Origin of the sequence: Streptomyces sp. NPDC051561, assembly GCF_044454195.1 — a bacterium.
GTDB lineage: Bacteria > Actinomycetota > Actinomycetes > Streptomycetales > Streptomycetaceae > Streptomyces.
On sequence record NZ_JBITDM010000015.1, the window covers coordinates 110,525 to 129,241 of the forward strand.

The 18,717-nt window shown below is 70.5% G+C and carries 16 protein-coding genes and 1 pseudogene; 10 read left to right on the forward strand and 7 right to left on the reverse strand.

What is annotated here, in order from left to right:
• Nucleotides 1-33 precede the first annotated feature (33 nt).
• Complete coding sequence (locus ACIA73_RS28380; protein WP_399441609.1) at nt 34-822, forward strand: alpha/beta fold hydrolase; 789 nt, start codon at nt 34-36, stop codon at nt 820-822.
• A 466-nt stretch (nt 823-1,288) separates the two neighbouring features.
• On the opposite strand, the gene ACIA73_RS28385 is transcribed toward ACIA73_RS28380, so the two are convergent.
• Together ACIA73_RS28385 and ACIA73_RS28390 are read right to left on the reverse strand one after the other, a co-directional pair.
• Nucleotides 1,289-1,543, reverse strand: a complete 255-nt coding sequence (locus ACIA73_RS28385; RefSeq protein ID WP_399441610.1) for a sumo domain-containing protein — start codon at nt 1,541-1,543, stop codon at nt 1,289-1,291.
• A 210-nt stretch (nt 1,544-1,753) separates the two neighbouring features.
• Complete coding sequence (locus tag ACIA73_RS28390) at nt 1,754-3,181, reverse strand: cytosine permease (protein WP_399441611.1); 1,428 nt, start codon at nt 3,179-3,181, stop codon at nt 1,754-1,756.
• A gap of 258 nt (nt 3,182-3,439) precedes the next feature.
• Here ACIA73_RS28390 and ACIA73_RS28395 point away from each other — a divergent pair, with 258 nt between their 5' ends.
• The gene (locus ACIA73_RS28395) at nt 3,440-4,477 is read left to right on the forward strand and encodes an agmatine/peptidylarginine deiminase (protein WP_399441612.1); all 1,038 of its coding nucleotides are present in this window, start codon (nt 3,440-3,442) and stop codon (nt 4,475-4,477) included.
• A 36-nt stretch (nt 4,478-4,513) separates the two neighbouring features.
• On the forward strand, nt 4,514-5,131 hold the full coding sequence (locus ACIA73_RS28400) for a TetR/AcrR family transcriptional regulator (protein WP_399441613.1): 618 nt from the start codon (nt 4,514-4,516) through the stop codon (nt 5,129-5,131).
• Nucleotides 5,132-5,242: 111 nt separating this feature from the next.
• Here the strand turns inward: ACIA73_RS28400 and ACIA73_RS28405 are convergent, their stop codons facing one another.
• Complete coding sequence (locus ACIA73_RS28405; RefSeq protein WP_399441614.1) at nt 5,243-6,985, reverse strand: amidase; 1,743 nt, start codon at nt 6,983-6,985, stop codon at nt 5,243-5,245.
• 173 nt (nt 6,986-7,158) lie between these two features.
• On the opposite strand from ACIA73_RS28405, the gene ACIA73_RS28410 reads away from it, so the two are divergent.
• The gene (locus ACIA73_RS28410; protein WP_399441615.1) at nt 7,159-8,181 is read left to right on the forward strand and encodes a LacI family DNA-binding transcriptional regulator; all 1,023 of its coding nucleotides are present in this window, start codon (nt 7,159-7,161) and stop codon (nt 8,179-8,181) included.
• Between the two features lie 370 nt (nt 8,182-8,551).
• Here the strand turns inward: ACIA73_RS28410 and ACIA73_RS28415 are convergent, their stop codons facing one another.
• From ACIA73_RS28415 to ACIA73_RS28430, 4 genes and pseudogenes are all read right to left on the reverse strand, one after another.
• Nucleotides 8,552-8,956 (reverse strand): type II toxin-antitoxin system PemK/MazF family toxin, encoded by a 405-nt coding sequence (locus tag ACIA73_RS28415; protein ID WP_399441618.1) that lies wholly within the window; start codon nt 8,954-8,956, stop codon nt 8,552-8,554.
• A gap of 362 nt (nt 8,957-9,318) precedes the next feature.
• Complete coding sequence (locus ACIA73_RS28420) at nt 9,319-9,840, reverse strand: fibronectin type III-like domain-contianing protein (RefSeq protein ID WP_399441619.1); 522 nt, start codon at nt 9,838-9,840, stop codon at nt 9,319-9,321.
• Nucleotides 9,837-11,065, reverse strand: a pseudogene (locus ACIA73_RS28425) (MFS transporter). Before ACIA73_RS28425 ends, ACIA73_RS28420 begins: the two are co-directional and overlap by 4 nt.
• A gap of 225 nt (nt 11,066-11,290) precedes the next feature.
• Nucleotides 11,291-12,205 (reverse strand): LysR family transcriptional regulator, encoded by a 915-nt coding sequence (locus ACIA73_RS28430; protein ID WP_399441620.1) that lies wholly within the window; start codon nt 12,203-12,205, stop codon nt 11,291-11,293.
• A gap of 128 nt (nt 12,206-12,333) precedes the next feature.
• On the opposite strand from ACIA73_RS28430, the gene ACIA73_RS28435 reads away from it, so the two are divergent.
• From ACIA73_RS28435 to ACIA73_RS28460, 6 genes are all read left to right on the forward strand, one after another.
• Nucleotides 12,334-13,332 carry a fumarylacetoacetate hydrolase family protein gene (locus ACIA73_RS28435; RefSeq protein ID WP_399441621.1) on the forward strand — a complete coding sequence of 333 codons (999 nt, stop codon included), beginning with the start codon at nt 12,334-12,336 and terminating at the stop codon, nt 13,330-13,332.
• Nucleotides 13,329-14,285, forward strand: a complete 957-nt coding sequence (locus ACIA73_RS28440; RefSeq protein WP_399441623.1) for a cyclase family protein — start codon at nt 13,329-13,331, stop codon at nt 14,283-14,285. The genes ACIA73_RS28435 and ACIA73_RS28440 overlap by 4 nt, the downstream gene beginning before the upstream one ends.
• 37 nt (nt 14,286-14,322) lie before the next feature.
• On the forward strand, nt 14,323-15,453 hold the full coding sequence (locus ACIA73_RS28445) for an FAD-dependent oxidoreductase (RefSeq protein ID WP_399441624.1): 1,131 nt from the start codon (nt 14,323-14,325) through the stop codon (nt 15,451-15,453).
• Nucleotides 15,450-16,469: an amidohydrolase family protein gene (locus ACIA73_RS28450; RefSeq protein WP_399441625.1), complete on the forward strand. Its 1,020-nt coding sequence runs from the start codon at nt 15,450-15,452 to the stop codon at nt 16,467-16,469. Before ACIA73_RS28445 ends, ACIA73_RS28450 begins: the two co-directional genes overlap by 4 nt.
• Nucleotides 16,466-17,407, forward strand: coding sequence for a VOC family protein (locus tag ACIA73_RS28455; RefSeq protein ID WP_399441626.1), 942 nt, complete (start codon nt 16,466-16,468; stop codon nt 17,405-17,407). The genes ACIA73_RS28450 and ACIA73_RS28455 overlap by 4 nt, the downstream gene beginning before the upstream one ends.
• A 240-nt stretch (nt 17,408-17,647) precedes the next feature.
• Nucleotides 17,648-18,619 carry a fumarylacetoacetate hydrolase family protein gene (locus ACIA73_RS28460; RefSeq protein ID WP_399441627.1) on the forward strand — a complete coding sequence of 324 codons (972 nt, stop codon included), beginning with the start codon at nt 17,648-17,650 and terminating at the stop codon, nt 18,617-18,619.
• Nucleotides 18,620-18,717: the final 98 nt, after the last annotated feature.

The window sequence follows — 18,717 nt, forward strand, 5'->3', positions numbered from 1 at the left end:
CCACCGTCGTTTCCTGGCTGAGGAGAATGCTCCATGACCACCGTCACTGTCGCCGATGCCCAGGTCCACTACGAGGCCACCGGCTCGGGGCCCGCTCTCGTCCTCGTGCACGGCACCGGTTCCGCAGGTGCCGACCTGACCTGGGGCGACATCGTCCCCCGGTTCGCCTCGACCCGCACCGTGATCACCCCTGACCTGTCCGGCACCGACCTCACCACCGACGCCGGGGCACCGCTGACCGTCGAGTACCTGGCCGCTCAAGTGATCGCCGTCATCGAGGATGCCGTCGCGGGCCCCGTGGACCTGCTCGGCTTCTCCATGGGCGCCCCGGTCTCCGCAGCCGTGGCCGCGCTGCGCCCCGACCTCGTACGGCGTCTCATCCTGGCCGCCGGCTGGGCACACACCGAGGGCGACGAATACGTGCGCAACCTGTTCACCCTGTGGAAGCAGCTCGGCCACAGCGACCCGGCGGCCTTCGGCCGCAGCGTCACCATGACCGGCTTCAGCCGCGCCTTCCTCAACTCCATCGGCCGCGACCAGGTGGAAGCCCTGATCCCCAACATGCCGCCCACGCCAGGCACCCTGCGTCACGTCGACCTCGACAGCCGCATCGACATCCGCCACCTGCTCCCCCGCGTCCAGGCCCCCACCCTGGTGCTGGGCGCCACGCAGGACGCCACCGTCCCCATCGAGCACAGCCGCACCCTCAGCGCGGCGATCCCGGGCAGCACCTACACCGAGATCGACACCGGGCACGTCATGTTCTTCGAAAGGGCGGACGAGTTCACCAAGGTGGTGAGCGGCTTCCTCCACGAGGCGTGATCCGCCCCACCGAGCCGGTCCGGCCCTGGAGCCGTCCCTGAAGGGTGCCCGGTGCAGGCCCGGGTCAGCGGCGTCGGTGCGGGGGAAGGACGTAACGGGTGTGGACGGCGCACGCGTCCCACCGCAGCGGACAGCCTGCCAACCATCGCGGACATTCGCCCGCTTGCCCCCTCAGCGGGGGCGGGTGAGAAGGCGGAACCACCACGGTCACCCGCTCCCCGGTTGACCTTCCCTCACGGCCTCGTTGCCCACCACCCGCGTCGGAGGACAGCCTGGATGCCGCCTTCCGCTCTCCACGCGGGTGCAGCTCGTCTCAGTGCGAGGGCGAATTACCGCCGGAGATCTGCACGCCGAGAGCCGACGGCCTCGGACCGCCTGGGGGCATCGCGGCACGACGGCCCGTGTGTCGCAGCACGACGGCCCGCGTGCGGAGCGCGTTCCGTGGTGCGGTTCGTGCGTCTACGGTCTACGGATGCTGTGGCTCCGAGGGGGCTGTCTCGGCCACGATGAGGTCGTTGTCCGTCATGTTCAGCTCGTGGGCTGTGGACGTGGACATCAGCCGAGTGCCGCCGTAGGTGAACGTGATGTTCTCGTGGGGTTGTCCAGTTTGCTCGGCATAGCGAGTCATCATTCCCTGGAACGGGTCGCTGGTAGTGACGCGGATCAGGTCCTCGTTTCCTTCGGTGTCGCGGATGCGGAGCTGTATCTGGGTCTCGCTCATGAGAGATGCGCCTTCCCGATGGATCGTCCGACTTCCAAGATCTTTCCCTACCCGCCGAGTTGGTGCGGCTACACCCGACCTCGCATCACGAAGGGGGCCTGGGAGGGCCCCGACACAGCCGACCGGAAGTGCGCCACATGGGTCGGGCCGCACGCCCAGGGCGCGGTCACCGACCCGCACCGGCTGCACGGCAGTGCGTGCTCGTGCTGCTCAGTTGGACATCAGTGCCGGCTCCCGTCCCTGACCGACTTCGGAATCCGGCCGCCGCCGGCCCGGAAGTATGGCGTACGTCAAGCCGCCGGCCAGACCCGACAGGACGAAGCTGCAGTCCACGCCACCGGTGAGCGTGAGCAACGGGCCCTCGTACACAGGCGTTGTCACAGCGGCGAGGCCCACCGCCGTTCCTACGGCCCAGGAGACAACGGCGCTCAGGTTCCAGCCGCCGCTGTACCAGTAGGCGCCGCCGTGGGAGCGGCGATTGAAGACCTGGAGCGCGTCGGCGTCGTAACTGCCCCGGCAGCGCACGTAACCGATGAGCGTGATCACGGCCCACGGCGTGCCGATGGCGGTCAGCAGCAGGACGAACGAGGTCATCGCCGACTGCACGTCCCAGGCGAACGAGCCGACGAGGACGAAGGCCGTTGCCACCGCGGCGGCGATCACGGTGGCCCGGGTCCGGGTGGCCCGGGGCACGATGGCGTCGAGGTCCAGGCCCATGGAGTACAGCATGAGCCCGGCGTTGCCCACCGACCCCGCCGCCGCCACGACGAGCAGGGGCAGCAGGTACCAGAAGGGAGCGGCGGCCACCAGCGGGCCGGCGTAGTCGGTCCCGGCGCGCGCGGCCAGCGCGGTCCAGGTGCCGAAGAGCTGGGGCACCAGCAGTCCGACGAGCAGCCCGGCGGCCGTGGCCCACAGCACTGTCCGGGGGCGGTGGCGGCGCGGGGACACGTACCGGGTGTAGTCGCCGAGCAGGGTGATGAAGGCGACGGGGCCGCTGAGCCCGGCGGCGACGGCGGCCAGCAGCCAGGTCGGCCAGAACGATCCCAGCAGGTACGGGACGTCGGGCGGGGCGGCCGTCGTGATGTCGGGGGCGTACGCGGCGACGCCCACGGCCAGCAGCAGCACCATCACCATGGAGAGCACCTTGCTCATCCTGAGCAGGACGCGGTAGCCGAACACGGCCGCGACCACGGTGCCGGCGGCCAGCAGACCGTACATCGCGGTACGGGTGGCGGTGCCGTCCGGCAGACCCGTCAGACGGGCCAGCGCACCCGCCATCACGTCGCCGCCGATCCACAGGGTGAGTGCCGTGTAGCCAAGGGCGAGGAGCAGGCCGACGATCGAGCCGATGAGCCGTCCCCGCACGCCGAACTGGGCGCCGCTGGACGTCGAGAGGTTGGTGGCGGTGCGCAGGGACACCAGCGCCAGTGGCGCGGTGAAGGCGATACCGACGACGGTTCCGGTCACGATGGCGGTGACCGAGGGCCACAGCCCGAGCCCGAAGGACGGCGGCAGCCAGCCGAAGACGATCACACCGAGGCAGAGGTTGGAACCCAGCAGGATCGACATCAGATCGCGCGGTCCGCTGGTTCTCTCCTCCTCGGGGATGGTGTCGACTCCACGCTGTTCGATGGGCATGTGGTGCTCCCTTGGCGTGCGGAACGAAGAGGGCATGCATTGTTTGAGCGACACTCAATGTGAACTACGCCCTGGCCGTCGGTCAATGGTCCACTGGGAATGCCTCGTAAGTTAGAGTCACGCTCAAATGAATTGGAGTGCCGAACGGAACCGACAGCCGACGACACGGCAGCGGACCGGCAGGCACCTGGGAACGCTCCGCCGGCACCGCCCCAGCCGCCCCAGTGGGCTCCGGCCACAGCATCGAAGGACATCACCATGACGCAGACGCCCGCCGCCGAGGGTTTCCGTATGCCCGCCGAGTGGACTCCCCACGAGCGGACCTGGATGGCCTGGCCCAGCCCCAACCCCACCTTCACCAACGCCCAGGAGCTGGCGGACGCCCGGGCCGCCTGGGGCGCGGTGGTCCGCGCGGTCAGCGCCCACGAGCCGGTGACCCTCCTCGTCGCACCGGGCGACACCGAGAGCGCACGGGCCGTCGTGGGCGAACAGGTCACCGTGGTCGAGCGGGAGCTCGACGACGCCTGGATGCGGGACATCGGGCCCACGTTCGTGGTGAACGACGCCGGTGAACTGGCCGCCGTGGACTGGACCTTCAACGGCTGGGGCGCACAGGAGTGGGCCCGCTGGGAGAACGATGCGCGCATCGCCCGGGAGGTCTCCCGGCTGGCGGGCACCCGCGTCTTCAGCACCCCTCTCGTCAACGAGGGCGGAGCCATCCACGTGGACGGCGAAGGCACGGTTCTGCTGACCGACACCGTCCAGCTCGGCGAGGGCCGCAACCCCGACTGGACCCGTCAGCAGGTGGAGGCCGAGATCCACTCCCATCTCGGGACCACCAAGGCGATCTGGCTGCCGTACGGTCTCGCCGGGGACTACGGGACCTTCGGAACCCAGGGGCACGTGGACATCGTCGCCGCCTTCGCCCGCCCCGGCGTGGTGATGGTCCACAGCCAGCCGGACCCGGCCCATCCCGACCATGAGCGCTGCAAGACCGTCGCGGCCCTCCTGAGGGCCTCCACCGACGCCCAGGGGCGCCGGCTGGAAGTCGTGGAGGTGCCCGCTCCGACGGTGCTCCGGGCGGACGGCGAGTGGGTGGACTACTCCTACATCAACCACTATCTCTGCAACGACGGCGTCGTCCTGTGCGCTTTCGACGACCCGCGCGACGAGCAGGCGGCGGAGATCTTCCAAAACCTGTTCCCCGAGCGGACGGTGACCCTCGTCGACGCGCGTACGATCTTCGCGGGCGGTGGCGGTATCCACTGCATCACCCAGCAGCAGCCGAAGGCCTGATCCATCGGCAGGAACCCCAGGAACCGAGGAGCGAGGATGAAGCCGGACAGCGCGCAGCCGGCACGCGCTCCCCGCAGGAACGCGCCCCCGCGCGAGGCCGTGCTCGCGGCCGCGATGTCGACCATCGCGGAGCGGGGCCTCGCCGGGTTGACGATGGCAGGTCTGGGCCGCACCGTCGGCATGAGCAGCGGCCACCTTCTGTACTACTTCCGCAGCAAGGACGAACTGCTCCTGCAGACCCTGGAGTGGAGCGAGGCATCTCTCGGCGACCGGCGCAGGGCCCTGCTGGGCCGCGACGGTCCGGTGCGCGAGCGTCTGCGGGCGTACGTGGACCTGTACGTGCCGGTGGCTCCCCGTGACCCGCACTGGACCCTGTGGCTGGAGGTCTGGAACAGGTCCCAGAACGCCGGGCCCCCTGAGCGCGAACGTCAGTCCGCCATCGAGCGGGCCTGGCACCGCGACCTGGTCGCCCTGTTCGCCGAGGGGGTCTCGCGCGGCGAGTTCCGCCCGCTGGACGCCGACCGGGTGGCAACCCGCACCCGGGCCCTGCTGGACGGCTTCAGCGTGCAGCTGGCCGTGGGGCTTCCCACCCCGGACCGGGCGACCGTGCTGGAGCACGTGGATGAGTACCTGACGGAACTGGTGGAATCCTAAGGAGCGGGTCTGCGGGTCTGCGGCCCGGCGGTTCTGGGGGTCTGCGGCCCGGCGGGTGGGGTCGCGGAGTCGCCCCGCCCGCCGGGCCGTCCTCGTCGCGGACGGCCGCGTTCAGCCGTCGGACAGTTGGAGCCTGGGGGTGCGCGGGGGCTCGGTCCTGCGGTTTCCCATCGCCTCGAAGGCCGCTGCCAGAACCAGCAGCGCGGTGTCGTCGTACGCTCGCCCGGCGAAAGTGAGCCCCACCGGCATCCCGATGTCCGCCATGGTGCCCATGGGCACGGTCACCGTCGGAATGCCGAGGTGCCGGGGAACGAGGTTGCCGTTCGCCACCCAGACTCCGTTGCGCCAGCCGAGGTCGGCGTGAGCTTCGTCGACGTCCATGTCCGCGGGGCCCACGTCCGCGGACGTCGGGAAGACCAGTGCGTCCAGCCCCAGGTCGTCCATCCACTCTTCCAGGTCCGTCCTGCGGGTCTCCTCAAGCCCGCGCAGCCCCGCCTCCAGGTGCGGAATCTCGGCGAGCGACGCGTAGGGGCGTTCGCGTACGAACCGGGGGTAGTCGGCGATCGTGTCGTCGAAACCGGCGTAGCGGTCGGGGAGTTCCCCCTGATGCTTGGGCCAGATGCGGTCTCCGTCGACGTCGGCCAGCGACGCCAGGGCGGGATCGTCGTTGGCTCGCAGGAAGTCGTCCCAGGCCCAGGCCGACAAGTCCTCGATCTCGACCACGAGGTACTCCCGGGGAACCAGTCCGCGCGTCAGCAGCGAGGGGGCTCCGGGGCGGTCCGACTCGTAGTTCGTGACGGCGGGGAAGTCGACCTCGACCACCTGGGCGCCCGACTCCTCCAGATCGCGGCGGGCGGCCTGCCACAGGTCGATCACCGAGGGCCGTGTGTCGATCCGCTGCCCGGTCTGACCGCCGATGCCTCCGTCGGGGTTGGTCCCCGCTGCGGGGTCGGCGTTGATGTACATGCGGGGCACGCCGATCCTGCGTCCGGCGAGCACGTTCCGCGCCTGGTCCGCCCCCTCCGGGGCGAGAGCGGGGTAGGAGCCCGGACGCACCCGCGACGCGGCGGGCAGGGCGATCCAGGGCTGGGACCGCCACAGGTCGCCGCGTACGTGCTCGTCGTCGGCGACGAGAACGTCGAGGAGTTCGAGCAGGTCGGCCATGGTGCGGGTGTGCGGGACGACGACATCCATCGTCGGCACCAGCGGCCAGTTGCCGCGCACGGAGATCACGCCGCGGCTGGGGGTGTAGGCGCACAGAGCGTTGTTGGAGGCGGGCGCGCGCCCCGAGGACCAGGTTTCCTCGCCCAGGCCGAACGCGCCGAAGGACGCGGCGGTGGCTGTGCCGGACCCGTTGGAGGAACCGGAACCGTAGGCGCTGGTCAGCCAGTTGGAGTGGTACGGACTCTCGGCGCGTCCGTAGACGCCTCGCTGCATTCCCCCGTTGGCCATCGGCGGCATGTTCGTCAGGCCGATGAGGACGGCGCCCGCAGCTCTCAAACGCTCGATGGCGAAGGCGTCGCGCTGGGCGATGAGGTGCGCGAAGGCGGGTGAACCGGCCGCGGCGGTGAGGCCCTTGGCGAGATAGCTGTCCTTGGCGGTGTACGGGATGCCGTCCAGGGGACCGAACGTCGCGCCGCGCGCGCGGCGGGCGTCCGACGCCTCCGCGTCCGCCCGGGCGTCCGGGTTCATGACGACCATCGCGTTGAGCGCGGTGGCGGTGCCGGGGAGGTCGTAGGCCTCGATCCGGGCGAGGTAGGCGTCGAGCAGCGCAGCCGCGGTGGTCTCGCCCTTCTCCAGTGCCGCGCGCAGGTCGGCGACGCTCGTCTCCACTACATCGAAAGCGCGTGTCATGCGGGGTGCCTCCAGCGAGGTTCGAGGCTCGGTGTCCGCTTGCGTCCCTGTCGGGGGTGACGGCGGGAGGACCGCGCCCATGCCTGTGCCGGATCGATCCGGCACCCCGAATCTAGTGAGTGCCGGATCGATCCGGCAAGTAGCTTCCCCAGCGCCCTCTAGAATCCTTGCCCGTGACCGGACGCAATGTGACCCTGCTGGACGTGGCCCATGCCGCCGGCGTGTCCCGCAGCACCGCGTCGGACGCCCTCCAGGGCTCCGGGCGGGTGGCCGAGGCCACCCGGGCGCGCGTCCGCGAGGTCGCCGACGCCCTCGACTACCGCCCCAACAGCGCCGCCCGGAGACTGCGCCGGGCGAAGACGTCCACCATCGGCCTGTACCTCCCGCCCACGGCGACGCGTCTGGACTACTACATGACCCTCGCCTTCGGGGCCGTCGCACGCGCCCAGGAGGACGGGCTCGACGTGGTGCTGCTCGGCAGCCGGGCAAGCGCGCACGGGCCGCTGGCCTCGCGCATGGACGGCCTGCTGGTCATCGACCCCGAACCCGGCGACACCCTCGTGCCGACTCTGCTGGAGGCCGGCATTCCCGTCGTCACCGGGGAGCTCTACCCCGGCGCCAGCCCCATGCCGTACGCCTCGGTGGTCTGCGACAACGCGGCGCTCATCACCGCCCTCCTCGACCACGTGGCCGACCGGGGCGCGCGCCGGCCCGCACTGCTCGCGCCCGGTGGGGAATCCGCATGGGCCCAGGCCCTGCGGGCGGGTGCCACCGCGTGGAGTGCCGACCGCGGAATTCCCGTCATCGTTCTCCCGGTTCCCTTCGCCGCGACCCCCTACGAGGTCGCGGCGGCGACGCGGTCTCTCCTCACCGCGGATCCATCGGTGGACGCCGTCATCAGCGGACCGGACGGCTCCGCCCCCGGAATCCTGCAGACGGCGCAATCCCTCGGCCGCACGGCCGGACGCGATCTACTCGTGGCGGCCTGCGTCGACGGCACCGCCGCACGTACCAGCCGTCCCGCGATCACCGCGGTGGACCTGCACCCCCACGACTACGGACGCGCCTGCACCGGACTCCTCAGCGAGGTTCTGACCGGGACCAGCGCTCCCGACACGGTTCGCCGGCACCGGTGGACACTCCGCGTACGGGCCTCGACCGGCGGAGAGAAGGAGCCCCGCGCCTCTGCCGGATAGCCGCGGCGGTACGAGCGTGCTCCGCAGTGCGGTGCGCACGGTCGCGCCGTGGGGCGGGACCTGGACGTCTCCGGAAACAGGCGCAAGAGCCAGGATTCACGCCTGCGGGCGCCACCCGGCAGGGCCCGCAGATCCGGGCGGTCCCGCAGTCGTTCACCACAGGGCGACCAACGCACACGGGCAGCGCATGCGCGGCGCCACCGCCGAGGACGGCGGGGCCGAGAGGGTGGGCGAGCACGCCGTCGCCGACGCGCGGGCCGTGCCGTGCCGGGACAGTACGCGGGGCCGGGAAAGCGGGCACTGCCGCCCGGGTGCGGGGCGCGGCGGCCCGCGGGATCGACCACGCCTTCGGGGGCCGTTCCTTCTCGGACTACCCGAGTCCACCGCGACGGAGAGCGTCCCGCATCCCGCTGAGCTTCGCGGTCGTCGTCCAGGTCTGCTCCTCCGCCTGTTCTGCGAGACGCAGAGCCTCCTCGATCTCGCTGAGCTTCGCCGAGGACAGGGCGCCTGCCCGCTCGATCAGATCGTCCCTGGACACGGTGGTCAGCCACGTGCAAGGAGTAAAGCCTGGACGCGGCAACGCGAACCGCAGCACACCATCACAGGGCAGTCCTTCCATGGCGCCCACTGCCACTTCGACGGCCAGACCGCTGAGGTCGACGCCCGCCGGAGCGACCACCTGCATCACCCGGATCCCGGACACCTCGTCTCCCGACAGCAGTACGACCGGCCGCCGCTCGTCGAACTCCACCCACCAGACTTCGCCACGTTGCACATGTCCTCCTGACACGGGACGGCAGGCGGACACCGCGCGACCCTGACGGGCTGTGGAGACGGGTGCGGCCACCGTTGATCATCGGTGGGTAGAGCCTGAAGACCACGTCGTGGCCGCGGGCCACAGCGTAGACCCTGCCCGCTGGCAGGCGGCGTTCGAGGGCCTGACGAACCGGTGCTGGTGGTCAACGAGACGGGGGACGTGAAAAGGGCACCGGGCACGGTCGCCCACACCGATGCCCCTGACCATGCTGGTGCGAGGCCCCGCAGGGCCCCGAAGTCGGCGTTACTCCTGCGAACTCCTGCGGCCGGTCGACTCAGGGGTGCCGTCTGACCATGGCGCGGGCACTTCCTCTCCCACGGTCAGCGGATGGTGAGCGTCCTCTGCACCGTCATGGCGCGGGAGTTGCGTGCCGTGGCGAAGGTGTACAGGCCGGGTACGAGGGTCCAGTTGCCGGCGTGCCAGATGCTCAGGTCGTCGGCAGGGATGGTGCAGGTGGTCCGCTGCTTGGCTCCCGACGCGAGGGTGAGCTTCCGGAAAGCGGCGAGGCGGCGTGGTTCGACAGTGGCGGCGGCTGCCGGGAGGGTGGCGTAGATCTGGACCACGTCGGTGCCCCTGCGGCTGCCGTTGTTGGTGACGGTGACGGTGAGGCTCACCGTTCTGGTGGAGGCGTTGTAGGTGGCTTCGAGGGAGCCGTGGGCGAAGGTGGTGTAGGAGAGGCCGTACCCGAAGGGGAACTGGGGGCTCAGTCCCTTCGCGTCGTAGTAGCGGTATCCGATGGCAGCGCCTTCGTCGTAGGAGACGGTGGCGTTCGTGCTGACGCCCGAGCTTGTCGTCCGCCGGTCCACTCTCAGCAAGCCCGTATAGCGGCTCGGTCCTGTCACTGCCGCACCTTCTCGGACCGGCCGGCCCGAGTGGGACGGCGAGCTGCCAGGAGAAGCCCGGCGGCGAGAAGGGCGGTCGTCACGCCCAGCAGCGCCACGGCGGAGGCGAGGCTGCCCGCCGGCCCCTTGCCCGCGAGCAGCACCAGAGGGCAGAGGAACTCGCCGAGGAAGAAGGCCGCGGTCCACAGGCCCATGCCGCGCCCCCGGTCGGCGAACTGCAGGAGGGACATGGCCTTTGTCACCAGCGACGGCAACAACAGGCCGGTTCCTACACAGTTGACGACAGCTCCGGCGATCAGGAGGGGAGACTGTCGGCGAGGCCCATCATCAGGAAACCGACGGCACAGAGCCCCAGCAGGACCGGGAGACGGTGGCGGCGGTCCGGGGAGAGCCGGGTGAAGAGGACGGAGCCGAGGACGGTGGCGGCGCTGGCCACCGCGGTGACGGCACCGATGGTGCTCGTGGAGTCGGTGCCCAGGTCGTCGAGCAGGTAGGCCATCTCGACGGGGACGGCGTAGAAGACGACGGCGCCGAAAACGGTGAGGAGGCAGATCCCCGCCATGCGGCGCACGGGGAACGGACGCCGGACTGCCGCCGCTTCGGACGCGACGTCGCGCTTCGGCGGAAGGGACGCGGGCAGGACGCGGGCCATGACCGGTGCGAGCAGCAGACCCGTGGCGTAGAGCCAGAACGGGGCCCGCCAGTCAGCGGCTCCGAGCACGCCTCCGAGAACGAAGAAGACAGTGGCGGATGCCGAGGCGCACATGGTCTGCAGGGCGAGGTAGCGGTCGCGCAGTTCGCCACTGTAGTAGTCGCCGATGAGGGTGGTGCACGCGGTCATGATGGCCGCTTCCGTCACGCCCACGAGGATGCGGCTCACCAGGATGGCGTGGAGGGAATCGAGCCACAGCGGTGCCATTCCGAAGAGGGCGTAGAGGGCGGTGGCAGCCACGAGCAGGCGTTTGCGGCCGAGCCGGTCGACGATCACGCCCGCGAAGGGGGCGAGCAGGGCGAGAGCGAGGGCGGGGACGGTGAGGACCACGGGGACAAGTGCCGCACTTCCCGGCACGCCGGCGAAGTGGCTTTGCATGCGGGGCAGTACAGGTGCCAGGAGTACCGCCCCGAGAACGGGCAGACAGCTGCCGGCCATGAGCACCATGGCGGGGAGGCGTCCGCCCGGGGCGGCGTCATGGTCACGGCGCGGCAGGGCAAGGGGTCTGGGCATCACGGCGCTCCAGGGCGGGAGAGGGGCGGAGACCGCGCCCGGCGGAACGGCGGACCTGGGCAGCGCCGGGGCCGGGGCGGAGATGCCCTCGACTATGCGTGCCGGTCGCAGTGATGCCCACCCCCTGCGTCATCCGGCTTGTCTATGACCTCGATCCACCGGGTGGATCCGCTCCCCGGGCCCTCCCCCGACCGTGCCGACCGCCGCCGGGCGGAGCCGCGGGCGTCAGGTCTGCATGTCGGCGACGCGGCGGCCCGCCCTGGCCGCGGTTTCCCTGAGCCAGATGTGGGCGGCGTCGTGGGTGTGGACCGGATGCCACCACAGGGCCTCACGCAGCGGGACGGCCTCGTAGGGCGGGTCGAGGACACGTACGGCGGCGATCGGCGCGAGGAGGCGGGCGAGACGGGCCTGGACGAGTGCGATACGGCGGGTACCGGCGACGAGGGCCGGCAGGGCGTGGAAGCTGTCGACGGACACCTCGACGCGCGGTTCGATGCCGAGCATGCTCAACTGCCGGACGGCTGGAGCGTCGTAGGTGCGCTGATAGGTGACCCAGGGCAGCCTGGCCAGGTCCTGACGGGTCAGCCGGTCCTCGACGCTGGGATGGTCGTCGGCGATGACGAAGACCCAGCGGTCGTCGTAGAGGTCGGTGGCGGGGAAGTCGCTGATGACGCCGTGCGGCATGAGGAGTCCGTCGGTGGCGCTCAGGAGACTCTCGGTGTCGTCGACGACGGTGACGGGTGTCCGGGTGAAGCGCAGGCGGATGCCCGGGGCCTCCTCATGGATGAGGCGGGCGAGTTCGACGCCGAAGACGTCGACAGCGTAGTCGGAGGCGTGGATGCGGAACTCGCGGGTCTCGGTGGCCGGATCGAAGGCCGCCTGGCTGGCGAAGAGGCGCTCAAGGACGTCGTAGGCGTTGGCGGTGCGGTCCAGGAGCACCTGGCCCAGTGCGGTGAGTTCGTACTGGCTGCCCACCCTGGAGAGGAGTTCGTCGCCGAAGTGACGGCGCAGGCGGGCCAGGGCGGCGCTCATGGCGGGCTGGCTGAGACCGACGCGGCGCCCCGCCATGGTGACGTTGCGTTCTTCGAGCAGGACTCGGAGAGCCACGACGAGGTTGAGGTCAAGACGGGCCAAGTTCACGATGCGGCACCCTTCCGAGAACGACGTCACCACATGTTATTTGTGTCAGCGATGGAAGCTATCCACAGAATCGATTTCCCTGATTACTGGATGGGGGTTCAGATTAGTCCCACCGCAATCAGGAGGACATGTCTGTGAAACCTGCATCCGCTTCCGCTCTCTTCGCCGGGCCTTTCGCACTGGCCACCCTCTCGGCCGCCGACGGCCCGGCCTTCCCCGCCCTGGTCACCCCCGACGGGCAGGCCCTTGACCTGCAAGTGGCTCTGGCCGAGCCTGCGTTGACCGTGCGGAACCTGCTTGAGCGGTGGCCCGCCGTTCTCCCCCGGCTGCGGGAACTCGCCGACTCCGAGGAACTCGACCGCCATCCGCTGGCGGACTTCCGGGTCCACGCCCCGGTGGAACCGCGGCAGGTCTTCCAGTCGGGCGCCAACTTCCGGCAGCACGTCATCGACCTGCACGTCGCTCACCGGGCGCCGGGCGACGAGCGTTCCGAGGAGGTCCGGCGCGCCGAGGCGGCCGAAATCATGGACCGGCGCGCCGCCGAGGACCTGCCGTACGTCTTCATCGGTCTGCCCAGCGCTGTCACCGGCCCCTACGACGACGTCATTCTTCCCTCCTGGGCGGCGAAGCCGGACTGGGAGCTGGAGCTCGTCGCGGTGATCGGCCGCCCGGCCCACCACGTGTCTCCCGAGGAGGCTCTGCACTACGTGGCCGGTTACACGATCGCCAACGATCTGACCGACCGGGCAACGGTGTTCCGCAGGGACATGCCGCAGATCGGCACGGACTGGCTCCGCAGCAAGAACGCACCCGGTTTCACGCCGCTCGGCCCGTGGATCGTGCCCGCCGAATCCGTCGGCGCCACCGATGACCTGCGGTTGACGCTGAAGCTGAACGGCGAGGTCATGCAGGACGAGTCGACCAAGGACATGATCTTCGACGTGGCGCGCATGGTGTCCTACGCCTCCCAGAGCGCACAACTGCTGCCCGGCGACCTGGTTCTCACCGGGTCCCCCGCGGGAAACGGCATGCACTGGGGACGACTGCTGCGCGACGGCGACGTCATGGAATCAGCCATCACGGGCCTGGGCTCCCAGCGCACCCGGTGTGTCGCGGAGGAAGCGTGAACCGCACCGACCCCGAGGGCTCGATCGCCCAGGCCGCCAAGGAGTGCTCCAACTGGGGCCGTTGGGGCGAGGACGACCGCATCGGCACCGTGAACTTCCTCGACGAGTCCAAGCGCCGGGAAGGCGCCGCACTCATCCGGCGCGGCGTCAGCTTCTCCCTCTCCCAGAGTTTTGACATCGACGGCCCGCAGAAGGGCTGGCGGCGCCGGACCAACCCGGTCCACACCATGCTCGACACCGGCACGGACGCCGCCCTGGGCAACCAGGGGCTCCCTCACGGCATCGGCGGCGCCGACGACGTGATCGCCATGCCACTGCAGTGCTCGACCCAGTGGGACGGCCTGGGCCACATCTTCGACCACGGCAAAGCCTGGAACGGGCGTCCGGCCGAGCAGGTCGTCACCTCCGACGGCGATCTGGTCACCGGCATCGAGCACATGGCCCCGCACATCGCCGGACGCGCCGTCCTCCTCGACATCGGCCGCACCGCAGGCGAGAGCGGCGAACTCCCCGACGGCTTCGCCATCACCCAGGAACACCTGACGGCCGCCGCCGAAGCGCACGGGGTCACCATCGGCCGCGGCGACATCGTCCTCGTCCGCACCGGACAGCTCGCCCGGGTCCGCCGGGACGGGTGGGGCGACTACGCCGGCGGCGCGGCCCCCGGCCTGTCGTTCACCACCGCGTCCTGGCTGCACAGCAGCGAGATCGCCGCGATCGCGACCGACACATGGGGCTTCGAAGTGCGGCCCAACGAGTTCGACCACGCCTTCCAGCCCCTGCACCAGGTCGTCATCCCGCACATCGGCCTGCTGATCGGCGAGATGTGGGATCTGGAGGCCCTCGCCGAGGACTGCGCGGCCGACGGCGTGTACGCGTTCTGGCTCACCGCGGCCCCCCTGCCCATCACCGGCGCCGTCGGCTCTCCCGTCAACCCCGTCGCCGTCAAGTAGTCCCCGGCCCCAAGCCCGAGGAACAAGGGAGTTCCCCATGAACACACCCCGCAAGGTCCTGGTCGTCGGAGGCGGCGCAGCCGGCAACGCCACGACCGTCCTGCTGCGCCGCGCCGGAATCGACGTCGACCTCGTCGAGGCGAAGGACGACTGGAACGCCACCGCAGGCTCCGGCATCACCCTCCAGGGCAACGCCCTGCGCGTCCTGCGCGAACTCGGCGTCTGGGAAGAGGTGAAGGCATCCGGCTTCCCCTTCGGATCGGTCGGCATCACCGCCCCCGACGGCACTGTCCTGCACGTCCAGCGGGACCTGCGCACCGGTGGCGCCGACCTGCCCGCCACCGTGGGCATGCAGCGCCCGCGACTCCAGCAGATCCTGATCGACGCCGTGCGCGCCAGCGGCGCGACCGTCCGGCTGGGCACCACCGCCGAGATCCGGGACCAGGACGCCTCCGGTGTCGCGGTCAGGTTCAGCGACGGAAGCGAGCACCGGTACGACCTGGTCGTCGCCGCAGACGGACTGGGCTCGGCAACCCGCGCGCAGATCGGGATAACGGACAAACCAGAACCGACCGGCATGGCCATCTGGCGCGTCGCCGCCCCCCGGCCCGCAGGCGTCGAGCACACCGACCTCGCCTACGGCGGGCCCGCGTTCATCGCCGGCTACTGCCCCACCAGCGACACCACCCTCTACGCCTACGTCGTCGAGAAGAACCGCGACCGCTCCTCCATACCCACCCAGTCGTACGCGCAGGAGATGCGGCGTTTGGCCGGGGCCTACGGAGGCGCCTGGCCGGCCATCGCCGCCACCATCACCGACCCTTCGAAGGTCAACTACACCTGGTTCGACCGGCTCCTGATCGAGGGTTCCTGGCACCGCGGCCGGGTCGTCCTGGTCGGCGACGCCGCCCACTGCTGCCCGCCCACCCTCGCGCAGGGCGCGGCCCTGTCCCTGGAAGACGCCTGGGTACTCGTCCAGATGCTCACCGCAGGTGACGACTGGGACGACCAGCTGTTCCAGAGGTACTACGAGCGGCGGATCACTCGGGTACGCCCGGTGGTGGAAGCGTCCGTCCAGATCGGCCAGTGGCAACTCGACGGCGTCCGCGACGCCGACGTGCCCGGTCTCATGGCCCGCACCATGACCATGCTCAGGGAGCTGCCGTGACCGCGCCCACCGTGGACGTCCACGCCCATGTCCTGCTGCCTCAGATCGAGGCACTCGTCGCGGGGCTTCCCGGGCACGCCGAGTCGAAGGAGCTCGACGCCCGCCGCAACGGCCCCGACGCACTCGCGGTCAACGCCCCCATGGTCCGCGACCGGATCCCGGCCCTCACCGACCCCGCCGTCCGGCTCGCCCGGATGGATGCCCAAGGCATCGACGTCCAGCTGGTGAGCCCTTCGCCCTCGCACTATCACTACTGGGCCGACGCGCACACGGCCGAGAAGGTCTACCGGCTGGCCAACGAGGCGACCGCCGCGCACTGCGCGGTGGCACCCTCGCGGCTCCGCGGGCTCGGGCTCGTACCCCTCCAGCACCCCGGCCTGCTCGTGCCGGCCCTGGACCACGCGCTCGAAGAGGGCCTGGCCGGCGTGGAGATCTCCAGCAACGCGCCCGGCCGGGAACTGTCCGATCCGGTCTACGAGCCGTTGTGGGCGCGGGCCGAGGAGACCGGAGCGGTCGTGTTCCTGCATCCTTTCGGCTGCACGCTGGATGAGCGCCTCAGCCAGTGGTACCTGTCCAACACCGTGGGCCAGCCCACCGAGAACGCCGTCGCCCTCTCCCACCTGATCTTCTCCGGCGTCCTCGACCGGCACCCCCGGCTCACACTCGTCGCAGCCCACGGCGGTGGCTACCTCCCCACCCACATCGGTCGCAGCGACCACGCCTGGCGGGCGCGGCCCGACGCGTCCGTACGGTGTGCGCATCCTCCCAGCAGCTATCTGCGGCGCCTCTACTTCGACTCGCTCGTCCACGACCCGCAGGTGCTGCGCGCGCTGGTGGACGCGGCCGGTGCGGACCGGGTGCTGCTGGGCTCCGACTTCCCCTTCGACATGGGATCCGACGACCCCCTCGGCGCACTCCGAGCAGCCGACCTGCCCGAGGCCGACTTCCACGCCGTCCGCGGCGCCAACGCCGCCGCCCTGCTCAACCTCTCCCCCGCCCGAGGAGGCACCCGATGACGAACAACCGTCTGCTCACCCATCTGCGGCACGTCGACCTCGCCGTGCCCGACTACGACAAGCAGCTCGACTTCTACTCGGGCGTCTGGGGCCTGACCAAGGTCGCCGAGGACTCCGGCATCTCCTTCCTCGCCGCCGAGGGAAGCCCGGAACAGTACGTCGTCCGGCTTCGCAAGGCCGCCGAGAAGCGCCTCGACCTGGTCTCCTACGGGGCCGCGACCCCGGCCGACGTGGACACACTCGCCGAACAACTCCTCGCTGGGCAGGTGCAGTTGATTTCGCAGCCCGGCACCGTCGACACCCCCGGCGGCGGATACGGCTTCCGGTTCTTCGACGTCGACGGACGCACCATCGAGGTCTCCGCGGACGTCGAGGCCCGCCGGCACCGCAAGATCGAGGAGAAGGAGGCGATCCCGGTCAAGCTGTCCCACGTCGTACTGAACTCGCCCGATCTCGACCGCACCCGCGCCTGGTACGAGCAGCACCTCGGCTTCCGGCTCTCCGACACTCTCAGCTCGCCGCACATGGGCGAGGTCATGCACTTCATGCGGATCAGCAACCAGCACCACTCCATGGCCCTCGCCAAGGGCCCGCACACCTCCCTGCACCACGTTTCCTTCGAGATGCGCGGCATCGACGAGTACATGCGCGGCACGGGCCGGGTCCTGCGGGCCGGTCATACGAAGCTCTGGGGTCCGGGCCGGCACATGGCCGGTGACAACACCTTCACCTACTTCCTCGACCCGCACGGCAACACCGTCGAGTACACGACCGAGTTGGAGGAGCTCGACGAGGACACCTGGCACCCCCACGTCTACGACTTCTCCCAGCCCGAGGTCACCGACCAGTGGGGCACCGCCAACGCGATGAACGAGCTGATCGCCAAGGAGTCCTTCAACGACCCCGACCGCGGCTGCTTCCTCGCCCCGCCGGTCTAGGCCCCGCCGGTCTGGGCCACGTCGGTCCAGGCCCGCCGGTCTGGGCCCCGTCGGTTGACAAACCGGCCCACCGAACCCGTCCGATCTCCGGGGACGCGGCAGGCGGTGTCCTGCCCTGGCTCGCGCCGTCGCGTTCCCGGTCCACGGGGCCGGAGCTGCCCGAAGAAGGGCTCCGCGGGCGGGCATTCCGCCCCGGCCGGTCCTGTCCCGTGTCACCCCTCTTCACCTGGGAGCCGCATCATGCGCTTCGCCACTTTCGAATACCGGCACCGGACCCGTGCCGCCGTCGTCGAGGACGACGGCACACTGTTCCCCCTGCCAGGTGTCACCTCACTCACCGACCTGATCCGTGACAGCGACGGTCTCCCCGGCCTTCTCGACGCCGGCGCGGCAGCACTGGACGTCCCGCCCGGGCCGCACGTCTCGGAAGTCCGGCTGCTCTCCCCCCTCCAGCCGTCCTCCGTCAGAGACTTCGTCACCTTCGAGGAGCACGTCGAGGGCGTACGCCGTTCCGTCAGCGGTGAATCCGGAGTGCCCGAGCAGTGGTACGAGGCACCCACCTTCTACTTCACCAATCCCCACGCGGTCTTCGGCCCCGACGACGACATCCCCATGCCCCCCGGCTCCTCGGTGCTCGACTTCGAGCTGGAGGTGGCGGCCGTCATCGGCCGGGACGGCCAAGACCTCACCCCGGAGCAGGCTCGCGAGCACATCGTCGGTTACACGGTGTTCAACGACTGGTCCGCGCGGGACCTGCAAGCCGCCGAGATGCGGGTCGGGCTCGGGCCGTGCAAGGGCAAGGACGGCGCCACCACTCTGGGCCCGTACCTGGTGACCGCCGACGAGCTGGAGCCCTACCGCGACAGCGAAGGGCTTCTGCGTCTGGCCCTGACGGCCGAGGTCAACGGCGAAAAGACCGGCAGCGACCTGCTGTCCCACATGAGCTGGACCTTCGAGGAGATGGCCGCCTACGCCTCAAGGGGCACCCGGATCGTCTCCGGCGACGTCCTGGGATCCGGTACCTGCGGCAACGGTGGCTGTCTCGCCGAACTGTGGGGCCGCTCCGGCGCACAGGTCCCACCGCCGCTGAAGCCCGGCGACACGGTCACCCTGACGGTGGAGGGGATCGGATCCCTCACCAACCGAGTGGTGCCCGGCAGCAAGCCTGTCGAGCTGCCCAGGGGGCGGCGCCACAGCCGGGAGCGGCCGTGAAAAGCGGGCGTCTCGCGGGGAAGGTCGTCGTCGTCACGGGCGCGGGCCGAGACGGCCGCGCCCTCGCACGCGAAGGGGCCACGGTCTCGCCACGGACG